Origin of the sequence: Sphingomonas sp. TDK1, from assembly GCF_001650735.1 — a bacterium.
Classification (GTDB): Bacteria; Pseudomonadota; Alphaproteobacteria; order Sphingomonadales; family Sphingomonadaceae; genus Sphingomonas.
Genome location: NZ_LXVY01000034.1, coordinates 35,807 through 51,494, shown reverse-complemented (window position 1 = coordinate 51,494; position 15,688 = coordinate 35,807). Strand labels below are relative to the sequence as shown.

Below are 15,688 nucleotides of genomic sequence, written 5' to 3'. Positions count from 1 at the left end.
CGCCGCTCAGCGGAGCAGCGCCCCGGCCAGCGCCCACAGGCCATAACCGATCGCGAACACCAGCATCCAGGCGATCACCGCACTGCCGACGATGATCGCGAGCCGGGTCCGCACCGAGAATTTCGCGTCGCTCGCGGGCGCGCTCCATCCTTGCACCACCGGCGGCGTCGGCTGGGGTGTCGGGAGCGGCGTCTTGGGAAAGGCAATCGGCGTCGCCACCGGACCGGACAGCGCCGTGCGCAGGTCGGCATCGCTCAGCGGCGTACCGAACTCGCAGCCATAAATGCCGGCCGTGCCCCATACCACCTTCGCCTCGCGCGTGCCGATGCCGGCGATGCCGAGCGCGATCGTGCTGCCGACCGCAAGATCCGCGCCCGCCACGACGCGAAAGCCGCCATGCGACAGATCCTCGATCGTCACATCGACGGGCGCCCAGTCCGAGTCCCGCAGCGTCGCTTCCAGCTCCACCGGATGACGTTCGGCCCAGCGTCCGTCCTGATACAGTCGTGCCGCGATACCCATAAGCGCTCCAATGGCGTGCATTGGCTTTCGCTTTGCGCCCGCAGGCATTGCGAGGCGGTAAACGCGGCGAAAATTAGCTTAAGATTTCATGGTTAACGAAGGTTTGACGGGATCAGGCGCGACAATTTTCCGCCGAAACCGCAAACAAGCGACACGCGGATGCAACATGGCCGGGGCACATGGCATCCCGTCGACGCGTTTCGTTCCCCCTCGCGTCGACTCTCCCCGAACTAAACGGGGCAGTCCTTCAGGGCTGCCCCGGCCTTTTCCAAGGTTCAGGCGTAGAGGTCGACCACCTCCGCCCCCTCGCCTTCGGCTTCCAGCAGCAGCGTCCGGTGGCAGTGGCACGGATCGCGTTCGTAGCAGAGCAAGGCGCTGGTTTTCTCCGCCGCCAGCGCGTGCATCTGCGCCACCTGCGCCTGGGCCTCGGGCAACCCCAGCTGAACGTCATAGACCGCGCGCAGGGTCGCGACGTCACCCTTCTTCGCCGCATCGCGTCCGCGCTTGGGCGTGCCGAGCTGCTTGAGATGGACATAGTCGATGCCCGCCTCGCGCAGGCTCGCCGCCAGCGAGGATTTGGAGAAACCCGGTCGACGGGAAAGCGGCAACGCCCGCACATCGATTACCCGCTGCACGCCGGCCTTGGTGAGCGCAGCGAGGAACTCGGCCATCGTCGTGGCTTCATAGCCGATCGTGTAGATTCGCATGCTCGCTCCTTTGTCATCGAGCCGTCATGCCGCTATGGGCGCGGACGTGACTCACGACATCCATATCATCGGCGGCGGCCTTGCCGGCTCGGAAGCCGCGTGGCAGCTCGCCCAGGCCGGATATAAGGTCCGCCTTTCCGAAATGCGCGGCTCGGGGGAAATGACCCCGGCGCACCAGAGCGACAGGCTCGCCGAACTCGTCTGCTCGAACAGCTTTCGCTCCGACGACGCAGACAGCAATGCCGTCGGCCTGCTCCACCAGGAAATGCGTGCGCTCGGCTCGCTGATCCTGACCCAGGGCGACGTCCACAAGGTGCCCGCCGGCTCGGCGCTGGCAGTGGACCGCGACGGCTTTGCCGACGGCGTCACCGCGGCGCTGGAGCAGCACCCGAACATCACCATCGTCCGCGAGCGCGTGGACACGCTGCCCGCCGAGGGCCGCACGATCGTCGCCACCGGCCCGCTGACCGCGCCGATGCTGGCGGAGAGCATCGGTCGCGCGACCGGCAAGGACAGCCTCGCCTTTTTCGACGCGATCGCGCCGATCGTCCACCGCGAGTCGATCGACATGGAAACCGCCTGGTTCCAGAGCCGGTGGAACAAGGGATCGGGCAAGGACTACATCAACTGCCCGATGTCGAAGGAACAGTATCTCGAATTCCACGCCGGGCTGATGGCCGGCGAGAAGACCGAGTTCCGCGAGTGGGAGAATGTCCCCTATTTCGAAGGCTGCATGCCGATCGAGGTGATGGCCGAGCGCGGCGTCGACACGCTGCGCTACGGGCCGATGAAGGGCGTCGGCCTCGACGATCCGCGCACCGGGCGCTGGCCCTATGCGGTGGTGCAACTGCGGCAGGATAATGCGAGCGGCACGCTGTGGAACATGGTCGGCTTCCAGACCAAGCTGAAATATGCCGAGCAGGTGCGGCTGTTCCGCACCATTCCGGGGCTGGAACATGCCGAATTCGCGCGGCTGGGCGGGCTGCACCGCAACACGTTCCTGCGCTCGCCCGAGCTGCTCGACGCGACGCTGCGGCTGAAGAATGCCCCGAACATCCGCTTCGCCGGGCAGATTACGGGCTGCGAAGGGTATGTGGAAAGCGCTGCGATCGGGATGCTCGCCGGTCGTTTCGCTGCTGCCGAGATCGCGGGTACCGAACTGCAGCCGCCCCCGCGCGAGACCGCGCTGGGCGCCCTCCTCTCCCACATTACCGGTGAGGCGGAGATCGAAACCTACCAGCCGATGAACGTGAATTTCGGGCTATTCCCCCCGATTGAGGGCCGCACCAAAAAGGCGGATCGCAAGCGCATGTATACCGATAGGGCGCGGGCGGCGTTGAAGGACTGGCTGGCGGCCTAGTCTCGGCCGCCCTCCCCGTCTTCCTCCCACGAAAGCCCGGCTCCGGACATCGCGACGCTCCAGACGGAGCCGAGGCCGCCGGAGCAACGGATCCCGGCTCTCGCCGGAATTGCGGGTTGCAAGCCGCCCGTCACGTCTCCAGCACCGGCTCCTTTGCCATCGCCACCGCCAGAGCGCGGTGGCGCTTTTCGACCGCCTCGCCGTACAGCGGCTCGTCGCCATCGGCGAGGCTGAGCACCAGCGCATTGCCCTCCAGCCGCAGCCGTGATCGCTTGAGCGGCCGCGCGACACCGCCGCTCAGCCGCTGGCCGAGCCGCATTGCGAGGCCCCAGCGCTTCGCCTCGGCCAGGGCGTCGAGCGAGGCCAGGCGTTCGAGCGGTGCCGGGCTGTCGATCGCGCCCCCAAGCGACGTATACAGCGCCTGCGCGACCATCGCGCGGCCGGCTGCGTCGATGCCGACCCAATTGCCGTGCAACCCTATCTCCATCCCGCGTTCGGCGCGGAACTCGGGGTTTGCCCGCCAACCCACGTCGGCGAGCAGGCAAGCAGCATGGCGGAGCCGCGCCCATTCCGGTCCGTCGCGAAACAGCGGCGCAAGCCACGCATCCAGCAGGTCGCCATGTTCGGGAAACCGGCCCGAGCGCTGACCTTCCTCGCGCGCGGCAACGATCAGCGGGTCCTGCAGCCGCTCTTCGGCCGAGAGCCGCTGGAACAACAGTCCCTCGCGCAGGCCATAGGCCGAGACGATCGTCCCGCTGCTGCCGAGCTGCCTGGTCACCGCTACGAGCAGCGCCGCGGCATCCGCCAGCGAGGGAATGCGCGCGCTCGACAGATCGGGCACCGTCTTGAGGTCGGCCTTGGTCGCGCCTTCGACACGCCGGCCGAGCTCCTCCACCCGGTCAATCGCCAGCGGGTAGTGGTGGACGATCGGCAGCGGATAATTGCTGAGATGCATGTCGAGCTTGGCGAGCGAGCGCCAGGAGCCGCCAACCATGTAGAAGGGCAGCCCCTTCCCCCGTCCCTTCCAGCCAGCCGCCTCGATCATGCGGGTGACCTCGCGCTCCAGCATGCCCTTGCCCCGCGCGCGGATCGCGCCGAGGCGCAGCACGCCAAGCGGGAAGGATACGCGGTCGGTCACCGTGCCCGCAACGACACGTACCAGCTCCAGGCTGCCGCCGCCCAGATCGCCGACAATACCATCCGCTTCGGGAATACCGGACAGTACACCCAGACCAGCGGCGGTCGCCTCTTCGACGCCGGAGAGCAATTCGACCTCCAGGTCCAGCGCCTTCGCCATCGCCATCAGCTCGCCGCCATTCGAGGCATCGCGCACCGCGGCGGTGGCGACGGTGCGGAGCTCGCTCACCTGCATCTCGCGGGCGAGCAGCGCGAAGCGGCCGAGTGCCGCCCGTGCGCTGGCGAGCCCGCCGGCGTGAATTGCGCCCGTCTCGGCCAGGCCCTTGCCCAGCCCGGCCATCACCTTCTCGTTGAAGAGAGTCGCGGGCAGTCGCGCCGGTCCCTCATAGACGACCAGGCGGATGGAATTGGAGCCGATGTCGATGATTGCGGTACGCGGCCGAGCGCTTGTCGAAACGCTGCTCGGCCTGGGACGCAAGATGGTCGCCACGCGATCAAGCGCCCTTCGCGGCGAGGCGCTGCTTGCGCGGCGAGAGCTTGGGCACCGGCTTGCGTCCCCCCATCGCGGCACCGCGCCCGGAGAGCGAGGGATTGGTCATGAAATAACGGTGCAGATTGAATTCCCCGTCGTCGCCCGGCACGATCCGGTCGTAATGACCGTCGGGCGCGAGCAGCCAGCTCTGTTCGTTGTCGAGTAGATTGGCGACCATCACCTGGTCGAGCACCTGGTCGTGCACGGTCTTGTTGAGCAGCGGCAACATGAACTCGACACGGCGATCGAAGTTGCGCTGCATCCAGTCGGCCGAGGAGATATAGACCTTGGCGCCGTCATTGGGCAGCGCCTTGCCGTTGCCGAACACCCAGATTCGGCTATGTTCGAGGAAACGGCCGACGATCGACTTCACCCGGATATTCTCGCTCATGCCCGCGACCCCCGGGCGGAGGCAGCAGATGCCGCGCACGATCAGCTCGATCTGTACGCCGGCGGCGCTCGCCTGGTACAGCTTCTCGATGATCGCAGGGTCGACTACCGAGTTCATCTTGGCCCAGATCGTGCCGGGCCGTCCGGCACGGGCGTGACCGATCTCTTCCTCGATCAGGTCGCTCAGCCGGTCGCGCAGGTTGCGGGGGCTGATGCCGAGCAACTCGAGATGCTGCGGTTCGACATAGCCGGTGACGTAGTTGAAGATCTGCGCGGCGTCGCGGCCGATGCGCGGATCGGCCGTGAAGAAGCTCAGATCGGTGTAGATGCGGGCGGTGATCGGGTGATAGTTGCCCGTTCCGAAGTGACAGTAGGTTCGATAGCCATTGCCCTCGCGCCGGACGACCATCGACACCTTGGCGTGGGTCTTCCAGTCGATGAAGCCATAGACAACCTGCACCCCCGCGCGTTCCAGCGCGGTCGCCCAGTAGAGGTTCTGCTCCTCGTCGAACCGGGCCTTCAGCTCTACCACGGCGGTCACCGACTTGCCCGCTTCCGCCGCGGCGATCAGCGCGTTGATCACCGCCGACTGCTTGCCGGCGCGGTAGAGCGTCTGCTTGATCGCGACCACGTCCGGATCGGCGGCCGCCTGCTGGAGGAAGCTGAGCACGACGTCGAACGTCTCGTAGGGGTGGTGGACGATGATGTCCTTGGCGCGGATCGCCGCGAAGCAATCGCCACCATATTCGCGGATGCGCTCGGGGAAGCGCGCCGAGAATGGGGTGAACTTTAGGTCGGGCCGATCCTCGTCGACGAGCATCGACAGGTCACCGACGCCCAGGAACCCGCCCGTCTCGGTCAGCAGCGCGTCGCTGCCGCCCAGTTCCTCCTTCAGCACCGCCTCCAGATCGGGGGCGATGCCCTCCTCCATCTCGAGGCGGATGACGCGGCCGCGCCGGCGGCGCTTGATCGCCGAGCGGAAGGTCAGGACCAGATCCTCCGCCTCTTCCTCAATCTCAATATCGCTGTCGCGCAGCACCCGGAAGGTGGCCGCGCCCAGCATTTCGTAGCCGTGGAAGAGCAGCTCCCAGAAATGCTTGATCAGCGTCTCGATCGCGACGTAGCGCGCAGGTGCGCCGGGCAGGCGGACGAAGCGCTTCAGCGTCGTCGGCAGCATCACCAGTTCCTGGATCGGCTCGCGATCGGACTTGCGCAGCAGGTTGAAAATCACGCTCGACCCCTGGTTGGGGATGAACGGGAACGGGTGCGCGGGGTCGAGCGCCTGCGGCGTCAGGATCGGGAAAATCTGTTCGCGGAAATGATTGGCGAGCCACTCCTCGGTCTCGCCCTCGATCGCATCGGCCTCGAGCACGAAGATATTGGCGAGCGCGAGCTGCGCGCGGATATCGATCCAGACCGCCTGCTGCTCGTCGGCGAGTGTCGCGGCTTCGGCGGAGATCGCCTCCAGCTGTTGTGCCGGGGTGAGCCCGTCGGCCGAGCGCGTGTCGATATTCTGGAGTTGCTGGCCCATCAGGCCGGCGACGCGGACCATGAAGAATTCGTCGAAATTGCTGCCCGAGATGGACAGGAAGCGCAGCCGCTCCAGCAAGGGATGGGCGGGGTTGCATGCCTCCTCCATCACGCGGCGGTTGAAGGCCAGCCAGGAGAGCTCGCGGTTGAAATAACGCGCTTCGGTGGGGTCGGCGGGGGCGATGGTCGCAGGTGCGGCGGATTCGGTCATTCGCTCTCGCTATCGTCGGAATGCGTCAAAAGGCTTGCAGCCTGGAGTGTAGACTTCACTACCGGGATCGACAAACGGCCGTCGGTCTCCATTTCCAGAACGTCGGCAACGCGCAGGATGGCGACATGGCTGCGCTCGATCCGCTTGGCGATCCAGGCAATCACATTGGGCGTCGCGTGCAGCAGGTGGCGGGTGAAGGCGCGCTCGATCAGCAGCGGAAGCAGCGCGTCGTCGGGCGGCCCCAATTCCAGCAGCGGCGAGGCGGCGAGGCGCGAGCGGAGATCGGGCAGCGCCACTTCCCATAGGGGGGGAGCCGCATCCGCAACGATCAGCAACGGGCGCCGTTCGCCCTGCGCGCGGTTCCAGGCGTGGAAGATGTCGGCCTCGTCGACGCGCTCGGCATCGTCGATGATCGTCCCGCCGTTCTTGGCGGCGAAGATGCGCGCGAGCAGGCTGCGCCCCGATTTGCGCGGCCCGATCAGCAGGGCGGCCATCACCGGCCAGGTCGCCCAGTGTTCGAGCTGGTGGACGGCACGGGCGTTCGAGTCGCTGACCAGGAAGTCCGTCTCGCTCGCCTCGGGCAGCCCCAGCGGCAGGCGGAGCTGGCTCATTGCGCCTTGGGGGTCGGCGATGCTTGCGGTGCGGCGCCGCGCCGGATGCGGAGCACGCCCGGCCCCTCCTGCACGCTCCAGCCCCGCGACTCGAGCGCGGCACGAAGGGCGGCCTGTGATCCGTCGAACGAGACGCGCATCACCGATATGCCGCCAAGGGCAAGGCTGGTGGTAGTGGCACTCCGCACGCCCGGCACGCCACGCACCGCGCTTTCGGACGCGTTGACGGCCGCTGCATTGGGCGTTTCGATCTGCACCGATAGGGAGGTGTTCGCAGCTGCAGGGCTGGTTTCGACGCTTGGGAGCGGCGTCGGCAGAGGCGCTTCCTCCGGAGCCGGCGCGGCCGGCTGCGCGACCGGCGGCCTGGCGGCGAGAACCGCATCGGTGTGAAGCCGGCCGTCGGTCAACGCCGTCTGATAGGCCTTGTCGATGCGCGCCACAGCGGTGTCGAAAAGCGCATCGATTGCGTCGCCATTGTCGATTCGCAGCGCAAAGCGCGTGATCGCCACCTTGTCCGGTCCGTGAGTCGCCGAGAAGATGCCGACGATCGGCCCGCCGGGATAGTCGCGACGAAGCTGGACCTCGGCGACGAGCATGTCGACCGCGCCATATTGGTCGAGGATCGTCCGCCACCAGTTGCGGCCATGCCGCAGCGTCTGGCCGGTATTGACCAGCAGCTTGTCCGCGCCGGTGCCGCGCAGGCGGACATAGTCGATCGTGCTGCCCGCCGCGCGCAGCCGGTTCCAGGCGCGCGCCCAGGCGGTGTCGCGCTCGAACACTTGGCCCACGCCGCCCGAATATTGCAGCGGCACCAGCAGCATCGGCGGCGAATGGGTGACGGCGATCGACACGCCGAGGATGGAACCGGCCTTCGCGCGATCGAACTGCACACCGAGGCTGGCGATATAGCGGTTGGGCCCGATCTGCTCGCGCTCGACGACGATGCCGGTGACGATGGCGTCCAATGCCGAATCGGAGAGCGCGCCCGGCTTTCCGGTGAGCTGCTGCGACAGCATCGACCAGCCCTTGCGCTGAGCGATCCGCCAGCCGCCCTGGCGCGCGATCTCGGCAGTCTTGCCCGACACGTCGACCTTGACGCCGCTGATCTCGAAGCTTCCGGCCGCACCCACCGGGACGGCGGGCACGCCGCCCTGCCCGCGTGCCGCCATGATGCCCGCACCGGCGAGCGCGAGCGCCGAAAGGGCGCCAAGGACGGTTTTGGGACGGCGAAACTGCATGCGGGCGCCCTTTTGGCGAACCGGGCGTGGAAATCCAAGCGCGTTGTGGCTAGGGCGTCGCCCATGAGCGAGACCAAGGCGGGCGACGGCCCTTACACCTATGCCCAGGCGGGCGTTTCGATTGCGGCGGGCAATGCGCTGGTGCGCGCCATCGGCCCGCTTGCCCGTTCCACCCGGCGCGCCGGTGCGGACGCCGATCTCGGCGGCTTCGGCGGCATCTTCGACCTGAAGGCGGCGGGCTTCACCGATCCGCTGCTGGTCGCGGCAAACGACGGCGTCGGCACCAAGCTGAAGCTGGCGATCGAGCACAACCACCATGACGGCGTCGGCATCGATCTCGTCGCGATGTGCGCCAACGATCTGATCGTCCAGGGCGCCGAGCCGTTGTTCTTTCTAGACTATTATGCGAGCGGCAAGCTCGACAACGCCGTCGCGGAGCGGGTGATCGCCTCGATCGCCGAGGGCTGCCGCCAGGCCGGCTGCGCGCTGATCGGCGGCGAGACCGCGGAGATGCCCGGCATGTATGCCGATGGCGACTATGATCTCGCCGGCTTCTGCGTCGGCGCGGTTGAGCGCGATCGACTGCTGGACGGCAAGAAGATCGCGCCGGGGGACATCCTGCTCGGCCTCGCCTCCAATGGGGTGCACTCGAACGGGTTCTCGCTGGTGCGCCGACTCGCGGCGGACAAAGGTTGGAAGCTCGACCGACCGGCACTGTTCGACCAGGAGCGGCTGCTGATCGATGCGCTGATGGCGCCGACCCGGATCTATGTCGCCAGCCTGCTGCCCGAGCTGCGCAAGGGCACGATCCATGGCCTCGCCCACATTACCGGCGGCGGCCTGCTGGAGAATGTCCCCCGCGTGCTGCCCGAGGGGGCGCACGCCCGCATCGACGCCGATGCCTGGCCGCTGCCGCGGCTGATGGCGTTCCTGCAGGCACAGGGCCAAATCGAACCGGAAGAGATGGCGCGCACCTTCAACTGCGGCATTGGCATGGTCGCGGTGGTCGCTGCCGATCAAGCCGAAGCGGTCGCGGCGGCGCTGACTGCGGCGGGCGAGACGGTGTTCACCATCGGCACGATCGAAACCGGCGAGCGTGGCTGCACCGTGGTCGGCGGCGATGAGACCTGGAGCGCCCGTGCACCCTGGAGCGCCACGCATCATGGGTGATTGCCGAGCGCTATCAGCCTACGCTCCCCTCCCGCTTGCGCAAGGGGTCGCGGGAGGGGCTGAGCGGTACCGCCAGCCTTCCCTCTCCCCGTCAGCCTCGCCCCTAACCCCTCCCGCAAGCGGGAGGGAAATTTGAAGAAGCGACTCGGCATCCTGATCTCGGGCCGCGGCTCGAACATGGCCTCGCTGGTCGAGGCCGCCGCTGCGCCGGACTGCCCCTATACGGTTGCGCTCGTCGCCAGCGACAAGCCGGAAGCGGCTGGACTCGCCTGGGCGGCCGAGCGCGGCGTGCCGACCTTCGCCCAAAGCACCAAGGGCATGGCCAAGGCCGACTATGAGGCGAAGATCGACGCAGCGCTCCGGAGCGCCGGCGTCGAGGTGATCGCGCTTGCCGGTTATATGCGGCTGTTGTCCGACGATTTCGTCGCGCGCTGGCGCGGACGAATCGTCAACATCCATCCCTCGCTGCTGCCCAAATACAAGGGCCTCGACACCCACGCCCGCGCGATCGAAGCCGGCGATGCCGAAGCGGGTGCGTCGGTCCATGTTGTCACAGAAGAACTCGACGGCGGCGAAGTGCTTGGGCAGGCACGCGTGCCGATCCTCCCCGACGACACCGCGGCCAGCCTTGCCGCCCGGGTGCTGGCGGAGGAGCACAAGCTCTATGCCAAAACACTCGCAGACTGGCTTCGCGACTGAAATCGGCGGATATTTGGTCGTAATCCTGCGTTCATCCCCACCAATGCCGCACACGGGGAAGTCACGCACATGGCCAAGGACTCGGCGCTGACGCCGGAAGAAGAAGGCGGAGTCGCCACCGCCGAACTCGGTCTGGTGCTTCTCGACGGCCCCAACGGCGTCGCGGTCGCAATGACCCCCGAAGCCGCGGAGGCGACCGGTCGCAGCCTGCTCGCCGCAGCGGAAACTGCGGCCGGGCAGCGCGAACGAGGCGAAACGGGTTATTGAGGCTTGTGCAGTCATACTCCCCGCGCTGATAAGGGGCGCGGATGATCAAGGTCGCCAGCTACAATATGCGGAAGTCGATCGGCACCGACCGACGACGACGCCCGGAGAGGACGCTCGAGGTGCTACTCGAGATCGACGCCGATGTGATTGCATTGCAGGAGGCAGATCGCCGCTTCGGCGCACGCGAAGCCGTCCTCACGCAAAGTCTGCTTGCCGAGCATAGCCCCTGGAAGCCGGTACATTTCGGCATGCGCGCGCGATCGATGGGCTGGCACGGCAATGCGCTGCTGGTACGGAAAGAGGCCGAGATCCTCGGTTGTTCGGCGCTCCACCTCCCCACGCTGGAACCGCGCGGCGCCGTGATGGCGGACCTACAGCTGAACGGCCAGCGGCTCCGGGTGGTCGGCATGCATCTCGACCTTTCGGGGCTTTGGCGGCGCAGACAGGCGCATGCGATTTTGGCGTTTCTCGCCGATCGCCCCCCCAGCCCGACGGTGATGATGGGTGATCTCAACGAGTGGAGCGCCGATCGGGGCTGCCTTCGCGACTTCGCCCAGCATTTCGCCTTCGCCGCTACGGGTAAAAGCTTCCACGCCCGCCGCCCGATGGCGCGACTCGACCGGATCATGGCCTCGCCCGATCTCGCGTTCGGCGACGCGGGTGTGCACCACAGCCTGGCGGCCCGGACGGCCTCGGATCACCTCCCCGTCTGGGCGGAGGTGCGGCACCGCTGATGCAGGAGGTGCAGGAAAAGGAGCTGCGGCTGGCGCTGGTCTGCTATGGCGGGATCAGCCTTGCAGTGTACATGCACGGCATCACCAAGGAGGTTTGGCACCTTGCCCGCGCGAGCTGTGCCGAGCGCGAGGGCACGCCGCTCCAGAGCGTCTATCGCGAGCTGATCGAAGAGATTCGCGACCGTAGCGGGCTCAGCCTGCGCGTACTCGTCGACATTCTATCGGGCGCCAGCGCGGGCGGAATCAACGCGGTGTTCCTGGCGCAGGCGATCGCCACCGGCCAATCGCTCGATCCGCTGACCGCGATGTGGCTCGACCATGCGGATGTCGACGCACTGCTCGCGCCCAGCCAGGGGCCGTCGCATCGCTTCGCCAAGATCTGGGCAAAGCCGATCGCCTGGATGCTATCCAGCCGAGAACACGGCGTCGAGGAGACGGTTGAGGCAGGATCCCGTGCGGAGGTTCGCGAGAAGCTGGAACGCTTCGTCCGCTCGCGCTGGTTCGAGCCGCCTTTCGGAGGCGAGCAGCTGCTCAAGACGCTGCTGAATGCCTTCGACAAGATGGCCAAGGGCCCGGCCGAACGCCGGCTTCTCCCCGAGGGCCAGCCGCTCGACCTGTTCGTCACCGCCACCGATTTTCGCGGCCATGCCGAGACGCTGCGTCTCAACACGCCCCCGGAAGTGATCGAGACCGAGCATCGGCTCGTCTTCAGCTTCACCGACCACGGCCGCGGCACCGGCATCGCCCATCCGGCCGCCTTGGGTTTCGCCGCCCGCGCGACCTCCAGCTTCCCCGGCGCCTTTCCGCCGCTGATGGTGGAAGAGCTCGACAAGGTACTGGCCGATCGCGGGGAGACCTGGGCCGGCCGTGACGCCTTTCTCCAGCGCGCCCTGCCGGAGCAATGGGCGGAGAGCCGTGCCGAAAAAGCGGTGCTGATCGACGGCTCGGTGCTCGCCAACGCGCCCTTTGGACCGGCAATGGATGCCCTGCGCGAGCGCCCTGCCCGCCGCCAGGTCGACCGTCGCTTCGTGTTCCTCGATCCCACGCCCGATATGCGATTCGACTTCTATGGGCCGCGCCGGGAACGGCCCGGCTTCTTCTCGACGCTGATCGGCGCACTCTCCGAGTTGCCACGCAAACAGCCGATCCGCGACAATCTGGAGACGATCGCGGGGCGGTCAGACCGGATCGAGCGGATGCTCGCGATCGTCACGGAAATCCGCGCCGAGGTTGAGGCTCAGGTTGAGTCCCTCTTCGGCTACACCTTGTGGCTCGATTATCCCACGCCCAAGCGCCTCGCCGCGTGGCGGAAGCGCGCGCAGGTCGCTGCGGCCGCCAAGGCCGGGTATGGTCACACTGCCTATGCGCTGCTCAAGGTCGATGCCGCCGTAGACCGCACCGCGAGGCTACTACAGGCTCTAAATGGCCAACAGGACGGGCAGCGCCTCCGCTCGCTGGCTCGCCGGCTGCGCGAAACTGTGCGGGTACGCGGAGCGGACCGTTTCGGCGCGTCGCTGCCCGGCGGCGCATCGCCCGAGGCGCTCGATTTCCTGCGCGGGCACGACCTGGGTTTCCGCATCCGCCGCCTTCGCTTGCTCGCACGACGGCTGGCGGAGCTGGAGCATTCAGTGCCGCGCGGTTCGATGCGGCCGATGCGCGATGCGATCTATGGCGCGCTGGCCGCCTATCTGGAGCTCAAGCGCTCCGATACCTTTGGCGACCTGAGTAATCTGTCAGGCAGTGACCCCGGCGCTCTGCTCGACGCGCTGGCCGAGCGGATGCAGCTCCGCACACTCGACCGCCAGACCGACGAGGTGCTGTCCGCCGGCTTCAGCGCGCTGTCGAAGGAGTTGCGGCGACCAATGCTGCTCGCCTATCTCGGCTTCCCCTTCTTCGACATCGCAACGCTGCCGCTGCTCCAAGGCGAGGGCATGGACGAGTTCGATCCGATTCGCGTCGACCGCATCTCGCCCGAAGACGCTAAGGCGATCCGGGCTGGGGGTGTCGCGGTGATGCTCAAGGGAAACCAGTTCAACAATTTCGGTGCATTCTTCAGCCGCGCCTACCGCGAGAACGACTATCTCTGGGGCCGCCTCAACGGCGCCGATCGATTGATCGACATCGTGCTGTCCACGCTCGACAGGGAAGCGCGCCCCGATGCCGAGCATATCGCCGCGCTCAAGCGCCGCGCCTTCCATGCCATCCTCGACGAGGAGGCCCCGGCCCTCACCGCCATCCCCGGATTGATCGCCGAGCTGCGCACCGAAATCGGCTGAGCCTTGGCAAGCGGGCCCGCTCGGGCCTAGAAGGCGCGCAGGATTTGCCAGGAAGGGAGCGGAATGCGGTTTCTGAAGGTGCTGTTGTGGCTCCTGCTCGGCGGCGTGATCGCCGGGTTCGTGATCTACAATGGCGAGCAGCGCGTGAGCATCCAGCTCTGGGGCGGTCTCGTCGCCGATATCAGCCTGCCGCTGCTGCTGATCGTCGTGTTCCTGGCCGGCTTCCTGCCGATGCTGATCGCCTATCAGACGCTGCGCTGGCGGATGCGACAGCGCTTCGCCGGACTGGAGCGCGCGCTGGCGGATCTGCGTTCGATCCCCGCCAACCCCGCGCCACGCTTCGAACCCGCGATCGACGGCCCGGTCATTGAGGAGCCGCGCGCATGAGCGGTCGCGTCTATGTCGCGCTCGACACCCCCGAGCTGGAAAAGGCCAAGGCGCTCGCCCAGAAAGTCCGCCACCATGTCGGGGGCATCAAGCTGGGCCTCGAATTCTTCATGGCCAACGGCCGCCAGGGCGTGCACGAGATGGCCGAGATCGGCGTCCCGATCTTCCTCGACCTCAAGTTCCACGACATTCCCAACACCGTCGCCAAGGCGATCCAGGCACTGCGTCCGCTGAATCCGGCGATCCTCACCGTCCACGCCGCCGGCGGCCGGGCGATGCTGGAAGACGCCAAGGCGGCGGCGCCCGAGGGCACCAAGGTCGTGGCGGTGACGATGCTCACCAGCCTCGACGGCGCCGATATGACCTCGATCGGCCTCAAGCCCGATCCGCACGAGCAGGTGATGCGGCTGGCCGAACTGGCCCGCTCGGCGGGCGTCGACGGCATCGTCTGCTCGGGCGAGGAAGTGAAGGCAGCGCACGCGGCGTGGAAGGACGGCTTTTTCGTCGTTCCCGGCGTACGCCCCGCAGACGCGCATGTGGGCGACCAGAAGCGGGTGGTGACGCCGCGCAGCGCGGTGGACGCAGGTGCCTCGATCCTGGTGATCGGCCGCCCGATCACCCAGGCGGCCGACCCCGATCAGGCTGCGCGGGCGATTGCCGCTACACTTTGAAAAGTAATAGCTTTCCTCTCCTACAAGGGAGGAAAGCCGCCGGAAACCCCATGTCCCTTTCCATTCGTCCCGCCGTGCTTGCCGACCTGCCGGTGATCCATCCCGTGATCGAACGCGCCTATCGCGGCGAGACCGCGCGCCAGGGCTGGACGCACGAAGCGGACCTGATCGAAGGCCCGCGCACCGACCTCGCGACGCTGACCGCGATCGTCGAGGACCCGGCGCAGATGTTGCTGATCGCGTTGGAAGACAAGACGCCGATCGGCTGCGTCAACGTCGCCGATCGCGGCGGCGATACCGCGTATTTGGGCCTGCTTTGCATCGATCCGGCGCGCCAGGCCGGCGGCCTCGGCCGCGAACTGATCGCCGCCGCCGAAGCCCACGCCCGCCAGTCCTTCGGTTGCACCCGCATCGAGATGACGGTGATCGAAGCGCGTCGCGCGCTGATCGACTATTATCTCCGCCGCGGTTACGCGGAGACGGGCGAGCGCCGCGACTTCCCGATCCCGCTCGATCCGCCGCTGTTCATGACGGTGCTGGCCAAGCGGCTGGTCTGAATCGCATCGCGGCAGTCAGTGCCGCCAGTGCATGGTGATGGTCCCCTGCACCGCAAGCGGCTCACCGTGATCACCCACCGGCGGACGAAAGCGCGCCCGCTGTGCGAAGAGTTGGCATGTCCGGCGACTCGTCTCGGCATTGCCCAACGCGCTGAACGCGCACCGCGTCAGGCGACCATCGGTGCCGATGTCGAAAAGCAGTTCGGCATCGCTGTCACCCCTGCCTTGCGTCACGACGGCATAGTCGTTGTCGGTCATCCAGGCGCCGGGCTCGCCGAGCGGCATCGCACCGCCAAACTGGCTCTCCACCGTGACACCACGCGTCTGCGGGTTCCAGCGCGCACGCAATTGGCCCTCGCTCGCCACGGGTGTTCCGGCCGCGTCATGCGCCGGCACGTACCGCCCGCGCTCTTCGATGCGCTGGCAGCTGATCCGCGCAAGCGCCGCCTGGGCGGAGGAAAAAATCGGGCGGCATTTCTCCACCCTCCCCGATGCAGCAATGCGGAACTGCATGGTGACGATACCACCCCGTCCATCGGCAGCCGCATCTTCCGGATAGTCCGCCGGAACCATCCATGCCGAAACAGGTCCGATCGCGCGCTGCGCCTGTGCCGCGCCGCCCGAAAAGATCATCGCCAGAACTGCACTTCCGACCAGCACCCGCATCGAACAGCCCCCCCCCATTCCGG

The 15,688-nt window shown here is 67.2% G+C and carries 16 protein-coding genes; 9 read left to right on the top strand and 7 right to left on the bottom strand.

Going from position 1 to position 15,688, the window contains the following annotated elements:
• Positions 1-6: 6 nt before the first annotated feature.
• Together A7X12_RS17040 and A7X12_RS17035 are read right to left on the bottom strand one after the other, a co-directional pair.
• Positions 7-522: a PilZ domain-containing protein gene (locus A7X12_RS17040; RefSeq protein WP_064312662.1), complete on the bottom strand. Its 516-nt coding sequence runs from the start codon at positions 520-522 to the stop codon at positions 7-9.
• A 275-nt stretch (positions 523-797) separates the two neighbouring features.
• Positions 798-1,229, bottom strand: a complete 432-nt coding sequence (locus tag A7X12_RS17035; RefSeq protein WP_064312661.1) for a DUF488 domain-containing protein — start codon at positions 1,227-1,229, stop codon at positions 798-800.
• Between the two features lie 46 nt (positions 1,230-1,275).
• Between A7X12_RS17035 and trmFO the strand changes: the two genes are divergently transcribed.
• Positions 1,276-2,589, top strand: coding sequence for a methylenetetrahydrofolate--tRNA-(uracil(54)-C(5))-methyltransferase (FADH(2)-oxidizing) TrmFO (trmFO, locus tag A7X12_RS17030; protein ID WP_064313023.1), 1,314 nt, complete (start codon positions 1,276-1,278; stop codon positions 2,587-2,589).
• A 130-nt stretch (positions 2,590-2,719) separates the two neighbouring features.
• On the opposite strand, the gene A7X12_RS17025 is transcribed toward trmFO, so the two are convergent.
• Genes A7X12_RS17025 through A7X12_RS17010 form a run of 4 tightly spaced genes read right to left on the bottom strand, consistent with a single transcriptional unit; the run spans position 2,720 to position 8,238 of the window.
• Positions 2,720-4,216, bottom strand: coding sequence for a Ppx/GppA family phosphatase (locus A7X12_RS17025; protein ID WP_064312660.1), 1,497 nt, complete (start codon positions 4,214-4,216; stop codon positions 2,720-2,722).
• Between the two features lie 4 nt (positions 4,217-4,220).
• Entirely contained in the window at positions 4,221-6,389 is a 2,169-nt protein-coding gene (locus A7X12_RS17020) for an RNA degradosome polyphosphate kinase (protein ID WP_064312659.1), read from the bottom strand.
• Positions 6,386-7,000 carry a DnaA/Hda family protein gene (locus tag A7X12_RS17015; RefSeq protein ID WP_064312658.1) on the bottom strand — a complete coding sequence of 205 codons (615 nt, stop codon included), beginning with the start codon at positions 6,998-7,000 and terminating at the stop codon, positions 6,386-6,388. The genes A7X12_RS17020 and A7X12_RS17015 overlap by 4 nt, the downstream gene beginning before the upstream one ends.
• Entirely contained in the window at positions 6,997-8,238 is a 1,242-nt protein-coding gene (locus A7X12_RS17010) for a hypothetical protein (protein WP_064312657.1), read from the bottom strand. The genes A7X12_RS17015 and A7X12_RS17010 overlap by 4 nt, the downstream gene beginning before the upstream one ends.
• A 63-nt stretch (positions 8,239-8,301) precedes the next feature.
• On the opposite strand from A7X12_RS17010, the gene purM reads away from it, so the two are divergent.
• The 8 genes from purM to A7X12_RS16970 all read left to right on the top strand — a co-directional run bounded on the left by purM (position 8,302) and on the right by A7X12_RS16970 (position 14,999).
• Complete coding sequence (gene purM / locus A7X12_RS17005; RefSeq protein WP_064312656.1) at positions 8,302-9,408, top strand: phosphoribosylformylglycinamidine cyclo-ligase; 1,107 nt, start codon at positions 8,302-8,304, stop codon at positions 9,406-9,408.
• A 132-nt stretch (positions 9,409-9,540) separates the two neighbouring features.
• A complete protein-coding gene (gene purN / locus A7X12_RS17000) occupies positions 9,541-10,107 on the top strand; it encodes a phosphoribosylglycinamide formyltransferase (RefSeq protein WP_084445629.1) in 567 nt (188 codons plus the stop codon).
• A gap of 69 nt (positions 10,108-10,176) precedes the next feature.
• Positions 10,177-10,374 carry a hypothetical protein gene (locus tag A7X12_RS16995; protein WP_064312655.1) on the top strand — a complete coding sequence of 66 codons (198 nt, stop codon included), beginning with the start codon at positions 10,177-10,179 and terminating at the stop codon, positions 10,372-10,374.
• 41 nt (positions 10,375-10,415) lie between these two features.
• Positions 10,416-11,108, top strand: coding sequence for an endonuclease/exonuclease/phosphatase family protein (locus A7X12_RS16990; RefSeq protein WP_064312654.1), 693 nt, complete (start codon positions 10,416-10,418; stop codon positions 11,106-11,108).
• Complete coding sequence (locus A7X12_RS16985) at positions 11,108-13,384, top strand: patatin-like protein (RefSeq protein ID WP_064312653.1); 2,277 nt, start codon at positions 11,108-11,110, stop codon at positions 13,382-13,384. The genes A7X12_RS16990 and A7X12_RS16985 overlap by 1 nt, the downstream gene beginning before the upstream one ends.
• Before the next feature lie 63 nt (positions 13,385-13,447).
• Positions 13,448-13,771, top strand: coding sequence for a LapA family protein (locus A7X12_RS16980; protein WP_064312652.1), 324 nt, complete (start codon positions 13,448-13,450; stop codon positions 13,769-13,771).
• Positions 13,768-14,442: an orotidine-5'-phosphate decarboxylase gene (gene pyrF / locus A7X12_RS16975; protein WP_064312651.1), complete on the top strand. Its 675-nt coding sequence runs from the start codon at positions 13,768-13,770 to the stop codon at positions 14,440-14,442. Before A7X12_RS16980 ends, pyrF begins: the two co-directional genes overlap by 4 nt.
• A 50-nt stretch (positions 14,443-14,492) precedes the next feature.
• Positions 14,493-14,999: a GNAT family N-acetyltransferase gene (locus A7X12_RS16970; RefSeq protein ID WP_064312650.1), complete on the top strand. Its 507-nt coding sequence runs from the start codon at positions 14,493-14,495 to the stop codon at positions 14,997-14,999.
• A gap of 15 nt (positions 15,000-15,014) precedes the next feature.
• Here A7X12_RS16970 and A7X12_RS16965 read toward each other — a convergent pair whose 3' ends face one another.
• The gene (locus tag A7X12_RS16965; RefSeq protein WP_064312649.1) at positions 15,015-15,665 is read right to left on the bottom strand and encodes an energy transducer TonB; all 651 of its coding nucleotides are present in this window, start codon (positions 15,663-15,665) and stop codon (positions 15,015-15,017) included.
• Positions 15,666-15,688 lie beyond the last annotated feature (23 nt).

Bases quoted from the DNA above. Each gene is read 5' to 3' on its own strand.
- A7X12_RS17040 (WP_064312662.1), bottom strand. From the start codon at position 522: ATGGGTATCGCGGCACGACTGTATCAGGACGGACGCTGGGCCGAACGT.
- A7X12_RS17035 (WP_064312661.1), bottom strand. From the start codon at position 1,229: ATGCGAATCTACACGATCGGCTATGAAGCCACGACGATGGCCGAGTTC.
- A7X12_RS17020 (WP_064312659.1), bottom strand. From the start codon at position 6,389: ATGACCGAATCCGCCGCACCTGCGACCATCGCCCCCGCCGACCCCACC.
- A7X12_RS17015 (WP_064312658.1), bottom strand. From the start codon at position 7,000: ATGAGCCAGCTCCGCCTGCCGCTGGGGCTGCCCGAGGCGAGCGAGACG.
- A7X12_RS17010 (WP_064312657.1), bottom strand. From the start codon at position 8,238: ATGCAGTTTCGCCGTCCCAAAACCGTCCTTGGCGCCCTTTCGGCGCTC.
- purM (WP_064312656.1), top strand. From the start codon at position 8,302: ATGAGCGAGACCAAGGCGGGCGACGGCCCTTACACCTATGCCCAGGCG.
- A7X12_RS16995 (WP_064312655.1), top strand. From the start codon at position 10,177: ATGGCCAAGGACTCGGCGCTGACGCCGGAAGAAGAAGGCGGAGTCGCC.
- A7X12_RS16990 (WP_064312654.1), top strand. From the start codon at position 10,416: ATGATCAAGGTCGCCAGCTACAATATGCGGAAGTCGATCGGCACCGAC.
- A7X12_RS16985 (WP_064312653.1), top strand. From the start codon at position 11,108: ATGCAGGAGGTGCAGGAAAAGGAGCTGCGGCTGGCGCTGGTCTGCTAT.
- A7X12_RS16980 (WP_064312652.1), top strand. From the start codon at position 13,448: ATGCGGTTTCTGAAGGTGCTGTTGTGGCTCCTGCTCGGCGGCGTGATC.
- pyrF (WP_064312651.1), top strand. From the start codon at position 13,768: ATGAGCGGTCGCGTCTATGTCGCGCTCGACACCCCCGAGCTGGAAAAG.
- A7X12_RS16970 (WP_064312650.1), top strand. From the start codon at position 14,493: ATGTCCCTTTCCATTCGTCCCGCCGTGCTTGCCGACCTGCCGGTGATC.
- A7X12_RS16965 (WP_064312649.1), bottom strand. From the start codon at position 15,665: ATGCGGGTGCTGGTCGGAAGTGCAGTTCTGGCGATGATCTTTTCGGGC.